The sequence below is a fragment of the Sphingobacterium sp. UBA7038 genome (genome assembly GCF_002494055.1).
GTDB lineage: Bacteria > Bacteroidota > Bacteroidia > Sphingobacteriales > Sphingobacteriaceae > Sphingobacterium > Sphingobacterium multivorum.
This window is the reverse complement of record NZ_DLAV01000001.1, coordinates 21187-36064: the sequence shown is the minus strand read 5'-3', so window position 1 is coordinate 36064 and position 14878 is coordinate 21187. Positions and strand designations below refer to the sequence as shown.

Annotated in this window: 28 protein-coding genes; 27 read left to right on the top strand and 1 reads right to left on the bottom strand. The window is 38.8% G+C overall.

The annotated features are described in order from the left end of the window. Positions 1–263: 263 nt before the first annotated feature. Positions 264–1217 carry a helix-turn-helix transcriptional regulator gene (locus B3H30_RS00260; protein WP_070570417.1) on the top strand — a complete coding sequence of 318 codons (954 nt, stop codon included), beginning with the start codon at positions 264–266 and terminating at the stop codon, positions 1215–1217. A 106-nt stretch (positions 1218–1323) separates the two neighbouring features. Here the strand turns inward: B3H30_RS00260 and B3H30_RS00255 are convergent, their stop codons facing one another. Further along, positions 1324–1839 carry a DinB family protein gene (locus B3H30_RS00255; RefSeq protein ID WP_070570415.1) on the bottom strand — a complete coding sequence of 172 codons (516 nt, stop codon included), beginning with the start codon at positions 1837–1839 and terminating at the stop codon, positions 1324–1326. A 337-nt stretch (positions 1840–2176) separates the two neighbouring features. Here B3H30_RS00255 and rplC point away from each other — a divergent pair, with 337 nt between their 5' ends. From rplC to rpsK, 26 genes are all read left to right on the top strand, one after another. Continuing rightward, positions 2177–2794, top strand: a complete 618-nt coding sequence (gene rplC / locus B3H30_RS00250) for a 50S ribosomal protein L3 (RefSeq protein WP_046674864.1) — start codon at positions 2177–2179, stop codon at positions 2792–2794. Between the two features lie 5 nt (positions 2795–2799). Beyond that, entirely contained in the window at positions 2800–3429 is a 630-nt protein-coding gene (gene rplD / locus B3H30_RS00245; RefSeq protein WP_070570413.1) for a 50S ribosomal protein L4, read from the top strand. A gap of 1 nt (position 3430) precedes the next feature. Then, positions 3431–3721, top strand: a complete 291-nt coding sequence (gene rplW / locus B3H30_RS00240) for a 50S ribosomal protein L23 (RefSeq protein WP_046674866.1) — start codon at positions 3431–3433, stop codon at positions 3719–3721. A gap of 6 nt (positions 3722–3727) precedes the next feature. After that, positions 3728–4555 carry a 50S ribosomal protein L2 gene (gene rplB / locus B3H30_RS00235; RefSeq protein WP_070570410.1) on the top strand — a complete coding sequence of 276 codons (828 nt, stop codon included), beginning with the start codon at positions 3728–3730 and terminating at the stop codon, positions 4553–4555. Next, on the top strand, positions 4555–4821 hold the full coding sequence (gene rpsS / locus B3H30_RS00230; RefSeq protein WP_002997495.1) for a 30S ribosomal protein S19: 267 nt from the start codon (positions 4555–4557) through the stop codon (positions 4819–4821). Before rplB ends, rpsS begins: the two co-directional genes overlap by 1 nt. Positions 4822–4827: 6 nt before the next feature. Then, positions 4828–5262 (top strand): 50S ribosomal protein L22, encoded by a 435-nt coding sequence (gene rplV, locus B3H30_RS00225; RefSeq protein WP_070570408.1) that lies wholly within the window; start codon positions 4828–4830, stop codon positions 5260–5262. Between the two features lie 11 nt (positions 5263–5273). Further along, positions 5274–6068 (top strand): 30S ribosomal protein S3, encoded by a 795-nt coding sequence (gene rpsC, locus B3H30_RS00220; protein WP_046674869.1) that lies wholly within the window; start codon positions 5274–5276, stop codon positions 6066–6068. A gap of 59 nt (positions 6069–6127) precedes the next feature. Continuing rightward, complete coding sequence (rplP, locus tag B3H30_RS00215) at positions 6128–6550, top strand: 50S ribosomal protein L16 (protein ID WP_046674870.1); 423 nt, start codon at positions 6128–6130, stop codon at positions 6548–6550. 92 nt (positions 6551–6642) lie between these two features. Then, entirely contained in the window at positions 6643–6861 is a 219-nt protein-coding gene (gene rpmC, locus B3H30_RS00210; protein WP_046674871.1) for a 50S ribosomal protein L29, read from the top strand. 14 nt (positions 6862–6875) lie between these two features. After that, positions 6876–7130, top strand: a complete 255-nt coding sequence (rpsQ, locus tag B3H30_RS00205; RefSeq protein ID WP_046674872.1) for a 30S ribosomal protein S17 — start codon at positions 6876–6878, stop codon at positions 7128–7130. Between the two features lies 1 nt (position 7131). Further along, entirely contained in the window at positions 7132–7500 is a 369-nt protein-coding gene (gene rplN, locus B3H30_RS00200; protein ID WP_046674873.1) for a 50S ribosomal protein L14, read from the top strand. A 2-nt stretch (positions 7501–7502) separates the two neighbouring features. Then, the gene (gene rplX, locus B3H30_RS00195; protein WP_414713310.1) at positions 7503–7847 is read left to right on the top strand and encodes a 50S ribosomal protein L24; all 345 of its coding nucleotides are present in this window, start codon (positions 7503–7505) and stop codon (positions 7845–7847) included. Further along, positions 7847–8416 carry a 50S ribosomal protein L5 gene (gene rplE, locus B3H30_RS00190; protein ID WP_046674875.1) on the top strand — a complete coding sequence of 190 codons (570 nt, stop codon included), beginning with the start codon at positions 7847–7849 and terminating at the stop codon, positions 8414–8416. The genes rplX and rplE overlap by 1 nt, the downstream gene beginning before the upstream one ends. After that, a complete protein-coding gene (gene rpsN / locus B3H30_RS00185) occupies positions 8409–8678 on the top strand; it encodes a 30S ribosomal protein S14 (protein WP_028071569.1) in 270 nt (89 codons plus the stop codon). The genes rplE and rpsN overlap by 8 nt, the downstream gene beginning before the upstream one ends. A 136-nt stretch (positions 8679–8814) precedes the next feature. After that, on the top strand, positions 8815–9216 hold the full coding sequence (gene rpsH / locus B3H30_RS00180) for a 30S ribosomal protein S8 (RefSeq protein ID WP_223584601.1): 402 nt from the start codon (positions 8815–8817) through the stop codon (positions 9214–9216). 21 nt (positions 9217–9237) lie between these two features. After that, positions 9238–9792 (top strand): 50S ribosomal protein L6, encoded by a 555-nt coding sequence (gene rplF, locus B3H30_RS00175; RefSeq protein ID WP_070570404.1) that lies wholly within the window; start codon positions 9238–9240, stop codon positions 9790–9792. After that, complete coding sequence (rplR, locus tag B3H30_RS00170; RefSeq protein WP_172462327.1) at positions 9789–10151, top strand: 50S ribosomal protein L18; 363 nt, start codon at positions 9789–9791, stop codon at positions 10149–10151. The genes rplF and rplR overlap by 4 nt, the downstream gene beginning before the upstream one ends. Before the next feature lie 27 nt (positions 10152–10178). Next, positions 10179–10682: a 30S ribosomal protein S5 gene (gene rpsE, locus B3H30_RS00165; protein WP_422663717.1), complete on the top strand. Its 504-nt coding sequence runs from the start codon at positions 10179–10181 to the stop codon at positions 10680–10682. Positions 10683–10687: 5 nt separating this feature from the next. Beyond that, entirely contained in the window at positions 10688–10867 is a 180-nt protein-coding gene (gene rpmD, locus B3H30_RS00160) for a 50S ribosomal protein L30 (RefSeq protein WP_046674880.1), read from the top strand. Between the two features lie 118 nt (positions 10868–10985). Beyond that, positions 10986–11432, top strand: coding sequence for a 50S ribosomal protein L15 (gene rplO, locus B3H30_RS00155; protein WP_070570400.1), 447 nt, complete (start codon positions 10986–10988; stop codon positions 11430–11432). Between the two features lie 3 nt (positions 11433–11435). Then, on the top strand, positions 11436–12773 hold the full coding sequence (secY, locus tag B3H30_RS00150; RefSeq protein ID WP_070570398.1) for a preprotein translocase subunit SecY: 1338 nt from the start codon (positions 11436–11438) through the stop codon (positions 12771–12773). Positions 12774–12782: 9 nt separating this feature from the next. Next, positions 12783–13565, top strand: coding sequence for a type I methionyl aminopeptidase (map, locus tag B3H30_RS00145; RefSeq protein ID WP_070570396.1), 783 nt, complete (start codon positions 12783–12785; stop codon positions 13563–13565). A 74-nt stretch (positions 13566–13639) separates the two neighbouring features. Beyond that, entirely contained in the window at positions 13640–13858 is a 219-nt protein-coding gene (infA, locus tag B3H30_RS00140) for a translation initiation factor IF-1 (RefSeq protein WP_002997456.1), read from the top strand. A 45-nt stretch (positions 13859–13903) separates the two neighbouring features. Next, the gene (gene ykgO / locus B3H30_RS00135; RefSeq protein WP_013665024.1) at positions 13904–14020 is read left to right on the top strand and encodes a type B 50S ribosomal protein L36; all 117 of its coding nucleotides are present in this window, start codon (positions 13904–13906) and stop codon (positions 14018–14020) included. A 30-nt stretch (positions 14021–14050) separates the two neighbouring features. Next, positions 14051–14428 carry a 30S ribosomal protein S13 gene (rpsM, locus tag B3H30_RS00130; RefSeq protein WP_046674884.1) on the top strand — a complete coding sequence of 126 codons (378 nt, stop codon included), beginning with the start codon at positions 14051–14053 and terminating at the stop codon, positions 14426–14428. Positions 14429–14438: 10 nt separating this feature from the next. Next, a complete protein-coding gene (gene rpsK / locus B3H30_RS00125; protein ID WP_046674885.1) occupies positions 14439–14828 on the top strand; it encodes a 30S ribosomal protein S11 in 390 nt (129 codons plus the stop codon). The last annotated feature ends 50 nt before the right edge of the window (positions 14829–14878 follow it).

Sequence of the window (14878 nt, the reverse complement as noted above, 5' to 3'; positions counted from 1 at the left end):
TGTTAACCCCCTGCTAACCCCTCATAAAAATAGTGTTACTCCTTTTTTAATTCGGAATCTGATGTTAACTTGTTAATTATTTACTCCTGAAGAAGCAAGTTACAAGTAGGTTTTATATTTGATACACATGTCCGATAAAGATAGGCGAGCAGAATTAAATACGTTTATGCAATGTATCTGTCGTGTTCATTATTTAAAATGATACCTTTTTTGTGACTAAAATTCATTCCTAAATCATTTGGTCTTTTCGTACCTTTATCCCAATGACCGATATTCAAAAGAGATTCGACCGTATACTTGCTATTTACATGCATCTACAGGCAAAACCTGTGGTCACTGCCGCCGCTTTGGCAGAACGTTATGAAGTTAGTCAGCGTACGATTTATCGTGATATCAGATCCCTGCTGCAAGCTGGAATTCCGATTTATGGTGAAGCGGGAAGCGGTTATTCTTTGGTGGAGGGATATAAGATGCCGCCCCTACAATTTACCCGAGAGGAGGCATTGAGTTTTGTGGCAGCGGAGAAACTGGTGGAAAAGTATACAGATCGGAATCTTGCGCATCATTTTACCACGGCATTACTGAAGATGAAAGCCATATTACGGGTTAATGAAAAGGAACAGGTGGCCTTAGTAGGGGATAACTTTCTGGTGCGCGGTGGGCGTCATCAATTCAATGAGAAGCTAACCCATGGCACGAATATATTGATTGAAAGTATCGCTGCAAAGAAATGTGTGGAAATCTATTATTCCAAACCTTCCGATAAAACTCCAGAAAGGCGTGAAATCGAAGCTGTGGGTATTTTTGTGGAGAGCAAATTTTGGTATGTCCTTGCTTTTTGTAGATTACGGAAAGATTATAGGCAATTCCGTTTGGATAGAATAAACAATATTAGAATACTTGCCGATGACTTTGCAAAGGAGCATCCTGAACTTTCATCTTTTCTGAATAAACGTCATGACGTTCCCACGACAAAAGTTGTCGTGCAAGTGGACAAGGATATGGCCCGCTATATGGAATGGGATCGTCACTATTTTGGTTTCCAAAAAGAAACGGTCACCGATGATTATGTAGAGATGCATTTCGAATGCATTAATATGGAGAACGGCTTTGCGCGCTGGTATCTGATGTTTGCCGATAAAGGAACAATTATTGAACCCGAATCGTTAAAAGAGGTGGTAAAGCGGCTGCTCTCAACTGCATTGGAGCAGGTTTAGTCAAAAACGACGAAATCAAGCTTTCAGCTATTGTACGCAAAAAAACTTGTTCGGCTGAAAGGACAGGTACCGAACAAGTCATTTGTAGGCTGTACTAAAATAAGCTTCAGCGCGCTGTTAAGAAGGAATTTTCATTGCAGACATGATCTATTGAACCTCTTTCCCAAAAAAATGGAGGTTCTATTCCAAGTAATCTTAGATAAACAAATCCCTGACCGCGGTGGTGGATCTCATTGTCGATAAAGTAAAATATGCTGTGGATAATGGGCGATTTGTATTGGCCGAATAGGTTGAACTCTTCGGCAAAGCGCTCTTCAGAGATTTGATTGAACAGTTCACTGATCTGAGGAGTAGCTTCATCCCAGGCCTGAAGCAATTGTGCTTTGGTTGAATAACTGAAATTTTCGTTCAGTTCACCACTTTTATTATTCACAATCTCCCGGAGACCTGGTACAGCAATACCTAATAGTTCTTTAATGATATCTGCAAAAGTGCGCATGCCTTCTACTTTATAGTTGAACAATTCCTGTTCTGGAAATTTTTCAATAGTCTGTCTCGTTAGATTTCTGTGACCTAACCAATGCTGAAGTAGCTCGTTCTTGGAAATGATTTCTGTTTTCATGATGCTCGTATTTAAAGTTTTTAGTAAGCAATACATCGCCTTCTGCGTTGTATGACAGTTCAAAATTACTGCAGCTTGTGACAGCTGTATGGCAGTATAAATTCGGAATACTAATTTTATTTTTTTGGAGCAGCATTTATTTGATGTAGGGAATGTTGTGCGGATAAATCGCAAAATAGGAGGGTGGGATAAAAAGAAGTAGAAAATAAAAAAAATAATTCACTAATTATTTGACAGTTATAAAAATGTTTGTAACTTTGCAGTCCCTTAATGGGGATAGTATGTCTTGAGCGAAGCCCTACTGCTTCGAAGGACTTTTAATTAATTAATTTACAACATGTCAGGTATTATTGGAAAAAAAGTAGGAATGACGAGCCTGTTTAACGCTGATGGGAAAAATATTCCTTGTACAGTGATTCAGGCTGGGCCGTGCGTGGTTACGCAGATACGTACGGAAGAAAAGGATGGCTACTCGGCAATTCAACTTGGTTTCGACGAAGCTAAGGAGAAAAACACGACAGCTCCTTTGAAAGGGCACTTTGCGAAAGCAAACACAACGCCTAAGCGTAAGTTGGTAGAGTTTAAAACTTTCCCAGATGCAAAACAACTTGGTGACGTAGTTGACGTTACTCTTTTTGAAGAAGGTGAGTACGTAGATGTAGTTGGTACTTCAAAAGGTAAAGGTTTCCAAGGTGTAATGAAACGTCATGGATTTGGTGGTGTAGGTGGTGCGACTCACGGTCAGCACAACAGATTACGCGCTCCGGGTTCATTAGGTGCTTCATCATGGCCTTCACGCGTATTCAAAGGTATGCGCATGGCTGGTCGTACAGGTGGTGACAGAGTTAAAGTTCAAAACTTACAGGTGTTGAAAGTTTACGCTGAGCAAAACCTTATCGTTGTTAGTGGTTCCATTCCAGGAGCTAAAGGTTCTTATGTAATCGTAGACAAATAGTAGAGATGGAAGTTAAAGTTTTAAATTTATCAGGTAAAGAAACAGGTGCCAAGGTGCAACTTCCTGAGTCGGTATTTGGGTTAGAGCCTAACGATCATGCGATCTATTTGGATGTGAAACAATACTTAGCGAACCAACGCCAAGGAACTCACAAATCTAAACAACGTAACGAAATCGCGGGTTCTACTCGTAAATTACACAAACAAAAAGGTACTGGTGGTGCTCGTGCGGGTTCTATCAAATCTCCATTGTTTAATGGTGGTGGTCGTGTATTCGGTCCTCAACCTCGTGACTACTCGTTCAAATTGAACAAAAAATTGAAACAAGTGGCACGTAAATCAGCGTTATCTTACAAAGCAAAAGATAATAACATTGTGGTATTGGATGAAGTAAAATTCGATGCTATCAAAACTAAAAATTATGTTGCTTTAATAAATGCGTTGAACGTAGCTGATGAGAAAACATTGTTGGTATTGCCAGCTTACGATGAAATTGTTTATAAATCAAGCAGAAACTTGAAAAAAGCAAAAGTTATTGTTGCATCTGACTTAAATACATATGATGTATTAAATGCAACAAAATTATTGTTGACTACAGATTCTGTTAAAACTTTGGAGGAAGCATTAGCTAAGTAATATGGAAATTATTAAAAAACCTATCTTGACTGAGAAAGCTTCTTTGTTAACGGAAAAATTAAACCGTTACGCTTTCAAAGTAGATCACAGAGCAAACAAAATCCAGATTAAAGCAGCTGTTGAGGCTATGTTTGGTGTTACAGTTCTTGCTGTAAACACTGCAGTAGTAGCTGGTAAAGCAAAAAGCCGTTACACAAAAGCAGGTTTCGTATCTGGTAGAGCTCCTAAGTATAAAAAGGCTGTCATTACTATTAAAGACGGCGAAACTATTGACTTTTACAGTACTATATAATAAAAAATGGCAGTTAAAAGATTCAAACCGGTAACCCCTGGTACTCGTTTTAGAGTAGGCGCTGACTACTCTGATGTTACTACAAACGTTCCTGAAAAATCGTTAGTAGTAAAAATCAACAAGAAATCAGGCGGTCGTAATAACTCCGGTAAAATGACTATGCGTTATCTCGGTGGGGGACATAAAAAAGTATACCGATTAATTGATTTCAAACGCGATAAAAAAGATATCCCTGCAAAAGTAGCTACTATCGAGTACGATCCAAATCGTACTGCTCGTATTGCCTTGTTGCATTACGCTGATGGTGAAAAACGTTACATCCTTGCTCCAGCTGGTTTAGTAGTTGGTCAAACTGTAATCGCAGGTGATAAAGTTGCCCCAGAAGTTGGTAATACATTACCATTAGCAAACATTCCATTGGGTTCTATCATCCACAACATTGAATTAAATCCTGGTCAAGGTGGTTCAATTGCTCGTTCGGCTGGTACTTATGCTCAATTGTCTGCTCGTGACGGTAAATATGCCATCATCAAATTACCTTCAGGCGAAACACGTATGATCTTATTGACTTGTGTTGCTACAATTGGTTCGGTATCGAACCATGAAAGATCTAACCAAGTGTTAGGTAAAGCAGGTCGCAAACGTTGGTTAGGTCGTCGTCCAAGAGTTCGTGGTGTTGCGATGAACCCAGTAGATCACCCTATGGGTGGTGGTGAAGGCCGTACTTCAGGAGGTCACCCACGCTCACGTACAGGTGTATTAGCTAAAGGCTTCAAAACACGTTACAAGAAGAAAACATCGAATCGTTACATCATTGAGAGAAGGAAAAAATAATGGCTCGTTCAATTAAAAAAGGTCCTTATATCGATCACAACTTAGAAAGAAAAGTTCTTTCTATGAATGAAACTAACAAAAAGTCAGTTATCAAAACATGGTCTCGTAGATCAATGATTTCACCTGATTTTGTTGGCCATACCTTCGCAGTGCACAACGGGAACAAATTTATCCCTGTTTATGTAACAGAAAATATGGTAGGTCACAAGCTTGGTGAATTCGCGCCTACGCGTACATTCAGAGGCCACGCAGAAAAGAAAAAATAATAGGTAATGGAAGCAACAAAAAAACTTAAAAAGTCTGTCTTAATTAGACAACGCAAAGAGCAAGAGAAAGCTCAAAAAGGAGGAGCTTCGGATGCCAAATTATTGAACTGCCCTACTTCGCCTCGTAAGATGCGTTTAGTGGTAGACTTAATTCGCGGTCAACGTGTGGAAAATGCATTATACATTTTGAAACACTCAAGTAAAGAAGCTGCTGCTCGTGTAGAAAAATTATTATTATCTGCAATCAAAAACTGGGAAGCCAAAAACGAAGGTAAATCAGTGGAAGAAAGCGAACTAATTGTAAAAGAAGTATCAGTAGGTGGCGGTCGTCAATTGAAAAGATTGCGCCCAGCTCCTCAAGGTCGCGGATACAGAGTTCGTAAACGTTCAAATCACGTTACGTTGGTAGTTGATAGCAAATTAAACGTTGAACAAAACTAATTTATTGAGAAATGGGACAAAAAGCAAATCCAATAGGTAGCAGATTAGGAATCATCAAAGGTTGGGATTCTAACTGGTTCGGAGGTAAAAACTATTCCGATAAATTAGTTGAAGACGAAAAAATCAGAAAATATCTTTCTGTTCGTATTGCAAAAGGTGGTGTAGCTAAAGTTGTTATCGAAAGAACTTTAAAACGTATCACTGTTACAATTCACACTGCTCGTCCAGGTATCGTTATCGGTAAAGGTGGTCAAGAAGTTGACAAGATCAAAGAAGAGTTGAAAAAACTGACTAAAAAGGATGTTCAAATCAACATTTTCGAGATCAAACGCCCTGAGTTAGATGCGAAGTTAGTAGCTGAAGGTGTCGCTAAACAATTAGAGGCACGTATTTCATTCCGTCGTGCAATGAAAACTTCAATCGCTTCTACAATGCGTATGGGTGCAGAAGGTATCAAAATCATGTGTTCTGGTCGTTTAGGTGGTGCTGAAATGGCGCGTACTGAACAATACAAAGAAGGAAGAACTCCTTTACACACATTGCGTGCTGATATCGACTACGCTTTAGCTGAAGCATTGACTACATACGGTAAAATTGGTATCAAAGTTTGGATCTGTAAAGGTGAGGTTTACGGTAAACGTGACTTATCTCCAAACATTGGTCAAGCATCTGGTGTAAAATCACGTGGCAACCACGAAGGTGGTGGCGAACGTCGTGACAACCGTAACAACAAAGGTGGTCGCGGTGGAAATAACCGTGGTGGAAACAACCGTGGTGGAAGCAACCGTGGTCCGAAAAAAGATTAATAGTTATTTAGATTACAACAAAAACCTGCTGAAAAAGCAGATTTAAAAAGTATACGAACATGTTACAGCCAAAAAGAACGAAGTTCAGAAAGATGCAGAAAGGCCGCATGAAAGGTAACGCTTCTCGTGGAGCGGAGTTAGCTTTCGGTTCTTTCGGTATCAAAACAATGGAGCAAGCATGGATCACTAGTCGTCAAATCGAGGCAGCTCGTATTGCGGTTACACGTTATATGAAACGTGAAGGTCAAGTTTGGATTCGTATTTTCCCTGACAAACCTGTTACGAAAAAACCTGCAGAGGTACGTATGGGTAAAGGTAAGGGTGCTCCAGAATACTGGGTAGCAGTAGTACGCCCAGGCCGTATGTTATTTGAAGCAGAAGGTGTGCCTTTGGAAATTGCCAAAGAAGCTTTACGCCTTGCAGCTCAAAAACTTCCGGTTCAAACTAAGTTTGTGATTCGTAGAGACTACGTTGAAGCATAAAAATCTTGGTAATGTCATCATTTAAGCGTTAGGGCCGTTACCCCTAACGCTATATATAAAACGATGATAACCCAAATAACAACTGAAAAAACATGAAAAATTCAGAAATTTTAGAATTATCTAATGAGGACTTAAAAGCTCGTCTTGTAGAAGAGAAAACAGCCCTTACAAAATTGAAATTTGCACATGCTGTTTCAGCTATTGAGAACCCTAACGTGATCAAAGCAGCACGCAAAACTATCGCTCGTATCAGTACAGAGATCAGTGCACGCAAAGCTGCAGCTAAAAATGAAACAGCCTCTGAGGCGTAAAATTTAAAGTCGAAATGGAAAGAAATTTAAGAAAAACAAGAATCGGCTTAGTAGTTAGCAACAAGATGGACAAATCTATCGTGGTATCAGTGGAACGTAAAGTGAAACACCCGATCTATGGTAAGTTCGTTAAAAAAACTACTAAATTTAAAGCTCATGACGAAACTAATACCTGCGGTATCGGCGATACGGTATTAATCATGGAAACTCGTCCGCTGAGTAAAACAAAAAACTGGAGATTAGTAGAAATTATAGAAAGAGCTAAATAACATGGTACAACAAGAATCAAGACTTAATGTAGCTGACAATAGCGGTGCTAAACAAGTTTTAGTAATCCGTGTATTGGGCGGTACGCGCAAGCGTTATGCATCAATCGGAGATAAGATTGTTGTATCGGTGAAAAGCGCTATGCCTTCAGGAAACGTGAAAAAGGGTTCCGTTTCTAAAGCAGTAGTCGTTAGAACGAAAAAGGAAATCCGTCGTAAAGATGGTTCATATATCCGTTTCGATGACAACGCCGCTGTATTATTAAATAATAATGATGAACCACGTGGTACACGTATCTTTGGCCCTGTTGCTAGAGAGTTGCGTGAGAAACAGTTCATGAAAATTGTATCATTAGCACCGGAGGTTTTATAATTATGGCACAGAAAACAAATACAACTACGCACAAAATCAAAATTAAAAAAGGTGATTTAGTGAAAGTTATCGCTGGTAACTCTAAAGGTGTTCAAGGAAAAGTATTAACTGTTTTAGTGGATAAAAATAGAGCTATCGTTGAGGGCGCTAACATCGTAAAAAAACACACTAAACCAAGTGCAGCTAATCCTAATGGTGGTATCATTGAGAAAGAAGCTGGTATTCACATCTCTAATTTAGCTGTTATCGATCCTAAAACAGGTGCAACTACACGTGTAGGTCGTAAGTTAAACGCAGATGGTAAATTAGTTCGTTACGCTAAAAAATCAGGGGAGGAAATTAAATAATGACTTACGTACCAAGATTAAAAGTGAAATATGCGGAGGAAATCCGTAAAGCACTTCAAGAAAAATTTCAGTATAAAAGTATTATGCAGGTTCCTAAACTTGAGAAAATTGTTGTTTCACAAGGTGTAGGAGCTGCAACAGCTGACAAAAAATTAATCGATAACGCTATTGCTGAGTTGACTTTAATCACAGGTCAACAAGCTGTTGCTACAAAATCGAAAAAAGATATTTCAAACTTTAAATTACGTAAAGGTATGCCTGTAGGGGCACGTGTTACTTTGCGTGACAATAATATGTTTGAATTCTTGGATCGTTTAGTAGCTGTATCGCTTCCACGTATTCGTGACTTCCGCGGTATCAACGATAAAGGCTTTGACGGACGTGGTAACTATAACTTAGGTATCACTGAGCAAATCATTTTCCCTGAGATCAACATTGATAAAATCAACAAGATCCAAGGTATGGATATCACTTTCGTGACTTCTGCTCAAAATGATGTTGAAGCTTTAGAATTGTTGAAACAATTCGGTTTACCATTTAAAAATCAAAATACTAATAACAATGGCTAAAGAAGGATTAAAAGCACGCGAAGTAAAACGCGCTAAATTGGTAGCTAAATATGCAGCAAAACGTGCAGAATTAAAAGCTGCTGGCGATTACGTTGCATTAGATAAATTGCCTAAAAATGCTTCTCCAGTACGTTTACACAACCGTTGTAAATTGACTGGCCGTCCTAAAGGATATATGCGTCAATTCGGTATCTCTCGTGTAACATTCCGTGAGATGGCTTTAGATGGCAAAATCCCAGGGGTGAAAAAAGCTTCTTGGTAATTAAAAAAAAATACTTAATTTTGCCCGGGCAATTCAATTTAGGATTGCCGGGGTTTTTGCATTTTAAAATTGTTTAACAGATAGAAGGTCCCATACCAATGGTTGGGAGGGAAACCGCTGTCACAAATTTTCATATATAATGACTACAGATCCAATTGCGGATTACCTTACACGAGTAAGGAATGCCATCAAGGCCAACCACAGGGTTGTTGAAATTCCTGCATCGAACCTTAAAAAAGAGATCACGAAAGTTCTTTTTGACAAAGGTTACATTGCTAATTACAAATTCGATGAGAATGGCGTACAGGGTACGATCAAAATCGCATTGAAATATAATCCAATTAGCAAAATTCCGGCTATTCGTACGTTGACACGTGTGAGTAAACCTGGTTTAAGAAAGTATGCAAGCGTTGATACTATGCCTCGTGTTTTGAACGGTTTAGGTATTGCTATCTTGTCAACATCTAAAGGTGTAATGACAGATAAGGAAGCTAGACTTCAAAATGTTGGTGGTGAAGTTTTATGTTACGTTTATTAATCTAGGTAAAAGCACAAAGAAATGTCAAGAATTGGAAAAGCGCCTATCGCTATCCCTGCTGGGGTAACTGTTACTATTTCGGACAAAAACTTAGTTTCAGTAAAAGGTCCTAAAGGCGAATTAACACAACAAGTTGATCGTGACATCACGATTGCTCAAGAAGAGGGCAATATCGTTGTAACACGTCCAACTGATCAAAAGAAACACAAAGCATTACACGGTCTATACCGTTCCCTGTTGGCTAACATGGTTCACGGTGTGACTGAAGGTTACAAAACTACGCAAGAGTTAGTCGGTGTGGGTTACCGTGCTTCAAGTACTGGTAATGTATTAGAGTTAACTTTAGGTTTCTCTCACCAGATTGTTTTTGTATTGCCAAAAGAGGTTAAAGTATCAACTACTGCTGATAAAGGTAAAAACCCTACAATCACTTTGGAGTGTGCTGACAAACAATTGATCGGACAGGTAGCGGCAAAAATCCGTGGCTTCCGTAAACCAGAACCTTACAAAGGAAAAGGTGTTAAGTTTGCAGGTGAAGTATTGAGAAGAAAAGCAGGTAAATCAGCTAAAAAATAATAATCATGGCAGGACAAAAAGCATCTCGTAGAGAGAGAATCAAAAAAGGAATCAGAAAAAACCTTGCTGGAACGTCTGAACGTCCACGTTTATCGGTTTTTAGAAGTAACAAAGGTATCTATGCGCAAATCATTGACGACAATGCAGGTAAAACATTAGTTGCTGCATCTAGCTTGTCAAAAGAGTTTGTTGCATCTGGTAACAAGGTTGATCAATCTAAAGCTGTAGGTAAATTAGTGGCTGAAAAAGCATTAGCAGCAGGTATTAATAAAGTAGTTTTTGACCGTAATGGGTACTTATACCATGGCCGTATCAAATCTTTGGCTGAAGGTGCTCGCGAAGGCGGTTTAGACTTTTAATCATAGAAAGAAATGGCATTAAGCAATATAAAAAGAGTAAAATCAAGCGAAATTGAATTAAAAGATCGCTTAGTAAGTATCCAACGTGTAGCTAAAGTTACTAAAGGTGGTCGTACTTTCAGCTTCTCTGCAATTGTTGTAGTAGGTGATGAAAACGGTATTGTTGGTTACGGTTTAGGTAAAGCTAAAGAGGTAACAGAAGCAATCACGAAAGGTATTGACGACGCAAAGAAAAATTTGGTGAAAGTTCCTATTATCAAAGGTACTGTTCCACATAAGCAATATGGTAAATATTCTGGTGGTTCAGTTTTGGTTAAACCAGCTATCGCAGGTACAGGAGTTTTAGCCGGTGGTGCAATGCGCGCAGTATTGGAGTCTGCTGGTATCAAAGACGTGTTGGCTAAATCATTAGGTTCTTCTAACCCACACAACGTGGTAAAAGCAACTGTAACAGCTTTAGCAAGCATGCGCGATGCATATACAGTAGCCCAACACCGCGGTGTCGATTTAAATAAAGTATTTAACGGTTAATTATCATGGCAAAAATTAAAATCACCCAGATAAAGAGCGTTATCGACAGAAGCGAGCGCCAAAAGAAAACTATTGAGGCATTGGGTTTGAAAAGAATCAACCACTCAGTAGAAGTTGAAGCTACTCCATCAATTATTGGAATGGTACGTAAAGTAAACCATTTAGTAGCTATCGAAACTATTTAATATTAGCATATGGAAGAGGTCTTTGGGCTTCTTCCATTACTTGTTATTAATAATCATTATTTTTTAATCGCTAGTACCTGTTTAGTGAGAGCGAAGGGCTAGCACAATTTAGTTTAAAATGAACTTAAGTAATTTAAAACCTGCAAAAGGTGCAGTAAAAAGTAGCAAACGTATTGGCCGTGGTACTGGTTCTGGTCGTGGTGGTACTTCAACACGTGGTCACAAAGGTGCTGGTTCTCGTTCAGGTCACTCTACGAAAATCGGTTTCGAAGGTGGTCAAATGCCTTTGCAACGTCGTGTGCCTAAATTTGGTTTCAAAAACATCAACCGTGTTGAGTATAATGGTGTAAACTTAGATACTTTACAAGCGTTGATCGAGAAACACAATTTAACAGCTGTAGATTTCGACGCATTGAAAGCTCATGGTTTAGTGTCTAAAAATGACAAAGTTAAAATCTTGGGTCGCGGTGAGTTGAAAGCTAAAGTTGAAGTAACAGCGCACGCGTTTACTGCTTCTGCTCAAAAAGCGATTGAAGCTGCAGGCGGTTCTATCGTTAAAATTTAATAAATGAAGAAACTAATCACAACCTTAACCAATATTTGGAAAATCGATGATTTACGTACGCGTATTTTAAATACCTTACTTTTTCTTTTGATTTACCGTATTGGATGTCACGTGGTATTACCAGGTGTAAATCCTCATGCTTTGGCTTCTGGTCAAAAAGAGGGTTTATTGGGCTTATTGGATATGTTTGCGGGGGGATCTTTCTCTCGTTCGGCTATCTTTGCTTTAGGGGTAATGCCATATATCTCGGCATCCATTGTTGTTCAATTGCTGGGCATCGCGGTTCCTTACTTCCAAAAGATGCAGAAAGAAGGGGAAAGTGGTCGTCAAAAAATGAATCAGATTACTCGCTATTTAACTTTAGGGATTACTTTGCTTCAGGCTTTTGCTTATGTACGTACTCAAATCGAGCCAAGTGCTAAGACAATCGCAGACCCATTATTCACTATTCTAACTGCCATAGTTTTGACAGGCGGTACTTTATTTGTGATGTGGTTAGGGGAAAAAATTACGGATAAAGGTATCGGTAATGGTATTTCTTTGATCATCATGACAGGTATTATCGCTCAATTGCCAAGTGGTATCACTGCGGAATGGGTTTCTAGAATGGCGAAAGGTGGTGGTGGTCCAATTCCATTGTTGCTTGAATTTGTGGCGTTATTCTTTGTTGTGATCTTTACGATCTTGATCGTACAGGGTGTTCGTAAGATTCCTGTACAATACGCGAAGAAAATCGTTGGAAACAAGCAAGTCGGTGGAGTACGTCAGTATATACCCTTAAAGGTAAATGCTGCAGGTGTAATGCCTATCATTTTTGCACAGGCAATTATGTTTGTGCCGATGAGTTTAGGACAATTCTTCCCAAATATTCAGTCGGAATTTTTGACTTCGTTGAGTAACTATACTTCTGTTGCATACAACGTGACATTTGCGGTGTTAATTATCGCATTTACGTTTTTCTATACAGCAATTATGGTGAATCCGCAACAGATGTCGGATGACATGAAGAAAAATGGAGGTTTTGTTCCAGGTATTAAACCCGGATTGGAAACTAGTAATTTTATAGACCGCGTAATATCAAATATTACATTTCCAGGTGCAATTTTCTTAGCGATTATCGCTATTCTACCTGCTATTGCAAGTTTGTTTGGTATTAATAATCAATTTGCGCACTTCTACGGTGGTACGTCATTATTGATTTTAGTAGGTGTGGTGTTGGATACTTTGCAACAGATCGAATCTCATTTGTTGATGCGTCATTACGATGGATTAATGAAAACAGGTCGTATTAAAGGTCGTTCGGCCGCGTCTGTTGAGGGAATGGATCATTCGGCAATTTAATTTCTTTAGATGTCTAAAGTATTTTATAAGTCAGCAGAAGATATAGAGCAATTGCGGAAGTCAGCAGATGTGCTTTCGCAATTGCTTGGTGAAATCGCAAAAGTGATTAAGCCTGGGGTAAAGACTATATCTCTTGATAAATTAGCTTATGAGTATATCCATGATAACGGTGGAACGCCTGCGTTCCTAAATTATCACGGATTTCCATATTCTTTGTGTATATCTGTTAACGATCAAATTGTACACGGTTTTCCAAGCGATTATGAAATTAAAGATGGAGATCTTGTTTCGGTCGATGGTGGTGTCAATTTGAATGGGTTTATCAGTGATTCAGCGTATACCTTTGGTGTAGGCGAGATATCTGAGGAAGCTCAGTTGTTATTGGATGTAACAAAAGAATCATTGTACAAAGGTGTTGAACAGGCTGTGGCTGGTAAACGTGTTGGAGATATTTCTTCGGCTGTTCAGGAGTACGTAAACAAATTCGGATTCGGAATTGTTCGCGAGCTAGTTGGACACGGAGTAGGGTACCACTTACATGAAAAACCTGAAGTTCCCAACTACGGAAAACGTGGTGCTGGTCCTAAATTGGAAGAAGGTTTGGTTATTTGTATCGAACCGATGATCAATGCGGGGCGCGCAGGTGTTCGTTTTTGGGATGATGGTTGGACAGTAAGTACAGTGGATGGGAAATTATCGGCGCACTTCGAACAGATGGTTGCAATCCGAAAAGGAGAACCAGATGTGTTGCTGACATTCGAACATGTAGAGAAAGTTTTGGGTAAAAAGTAATTGGTTTTCAATTATTTTTATTTATCTTTGCACTCCTGTTCGCAGGCTTTTAAATTAAATTTAATCGAGAATATATGGCTAAACAAGCCTCAATAGAACAAGACGGTATAATTAGAGAGGCACTTTCTAATGCTATGTTTAGGGTAGAGTTGGAAAATGGACATGAAATCATTGCCCATATTTCTGGTAAAATGCGTATGCACTATATCAAAATTTTACCTGGTGATAAAGTTAAATTGGAAATGTCTCCGTATGATTTGACTAAAGGAAGGATTACTTATCGCTATAAATAGCTGTAAGTCCTTGTATTAGCGCAAGCTTTTGAAAAAATAAATATCATGAAAGTAAGAGCATCAATAAAAAAACGTAGCGCGGACTGTAAGATCATCCGTCGTAAAGGTAAAGTTTTTGTAATCAACAAAAAGAACCCAAAGTTTAAACAACGTCAGGGTTAATTCATTTAAAAAATAATAGCTTAATATTATATGGCAAGGATAGCAGGTATTGATTTACCTAAAAACAAAAGAGGTGTGATCGGCCTTACCTATATTTTTGGTATCGGTCGTACAAGAGCTGAATATATCTTGGAAAAAGCTGGTATCAGCGAAGATGTGAAGGTACAAGAGTGGAATGATGAACAATTGGCAGCAATTCGTACCATCATTAACGACGAATTGAAAGTTGAAGGTGCATTGCGTTCTGAAATTCAATTAAACATCAAACGTTTAATGGATATCGGTTGTTACCGCGGATTGCGTCACCGTAAACACTTACCAGTTCGTGGTCAACGTACTAAAAACAACTCACGTACTCGTAAAGGTAAACGTAAGACAGTTGCAAACAAGAAAAAAGCTACTAAATAATAAATAAGAAATGGCTAAAACTAAAAAAGCTGCAAAAAAGCGTATCGTTGTTATCGAACCTGTAGGTCAGGCTCACATTAACGCAACGTTTAACAATATCATTGTAACTTTGACAAATAATCAAGGTCAAACTATTTCTTGGTCTAGTGCTGGTAAAATGGGTTTCCGTGGTTCTAAAAAGAACACTCCATACGCTGCTGGTCAAGCTGCACAAGACTGTGGAAAAGTTGCTCACGACTTGGGTTTACGTAAAGTTGAAGTGTTTGTTAAAGGACCTGGTGCTGGTCGTGAATCAGCAATCAGAACATTGCAAACAGTAGGAATCGATGTGACTACTATTAAAGATATCACTCCACTTCCTCACAACGGTTGTCGTCCTCCAAAACGCAGAAGAGTTTAATTAATTTAAAGATAAGATTCATCGGCTATAGGCTGATAGATACTTTAATT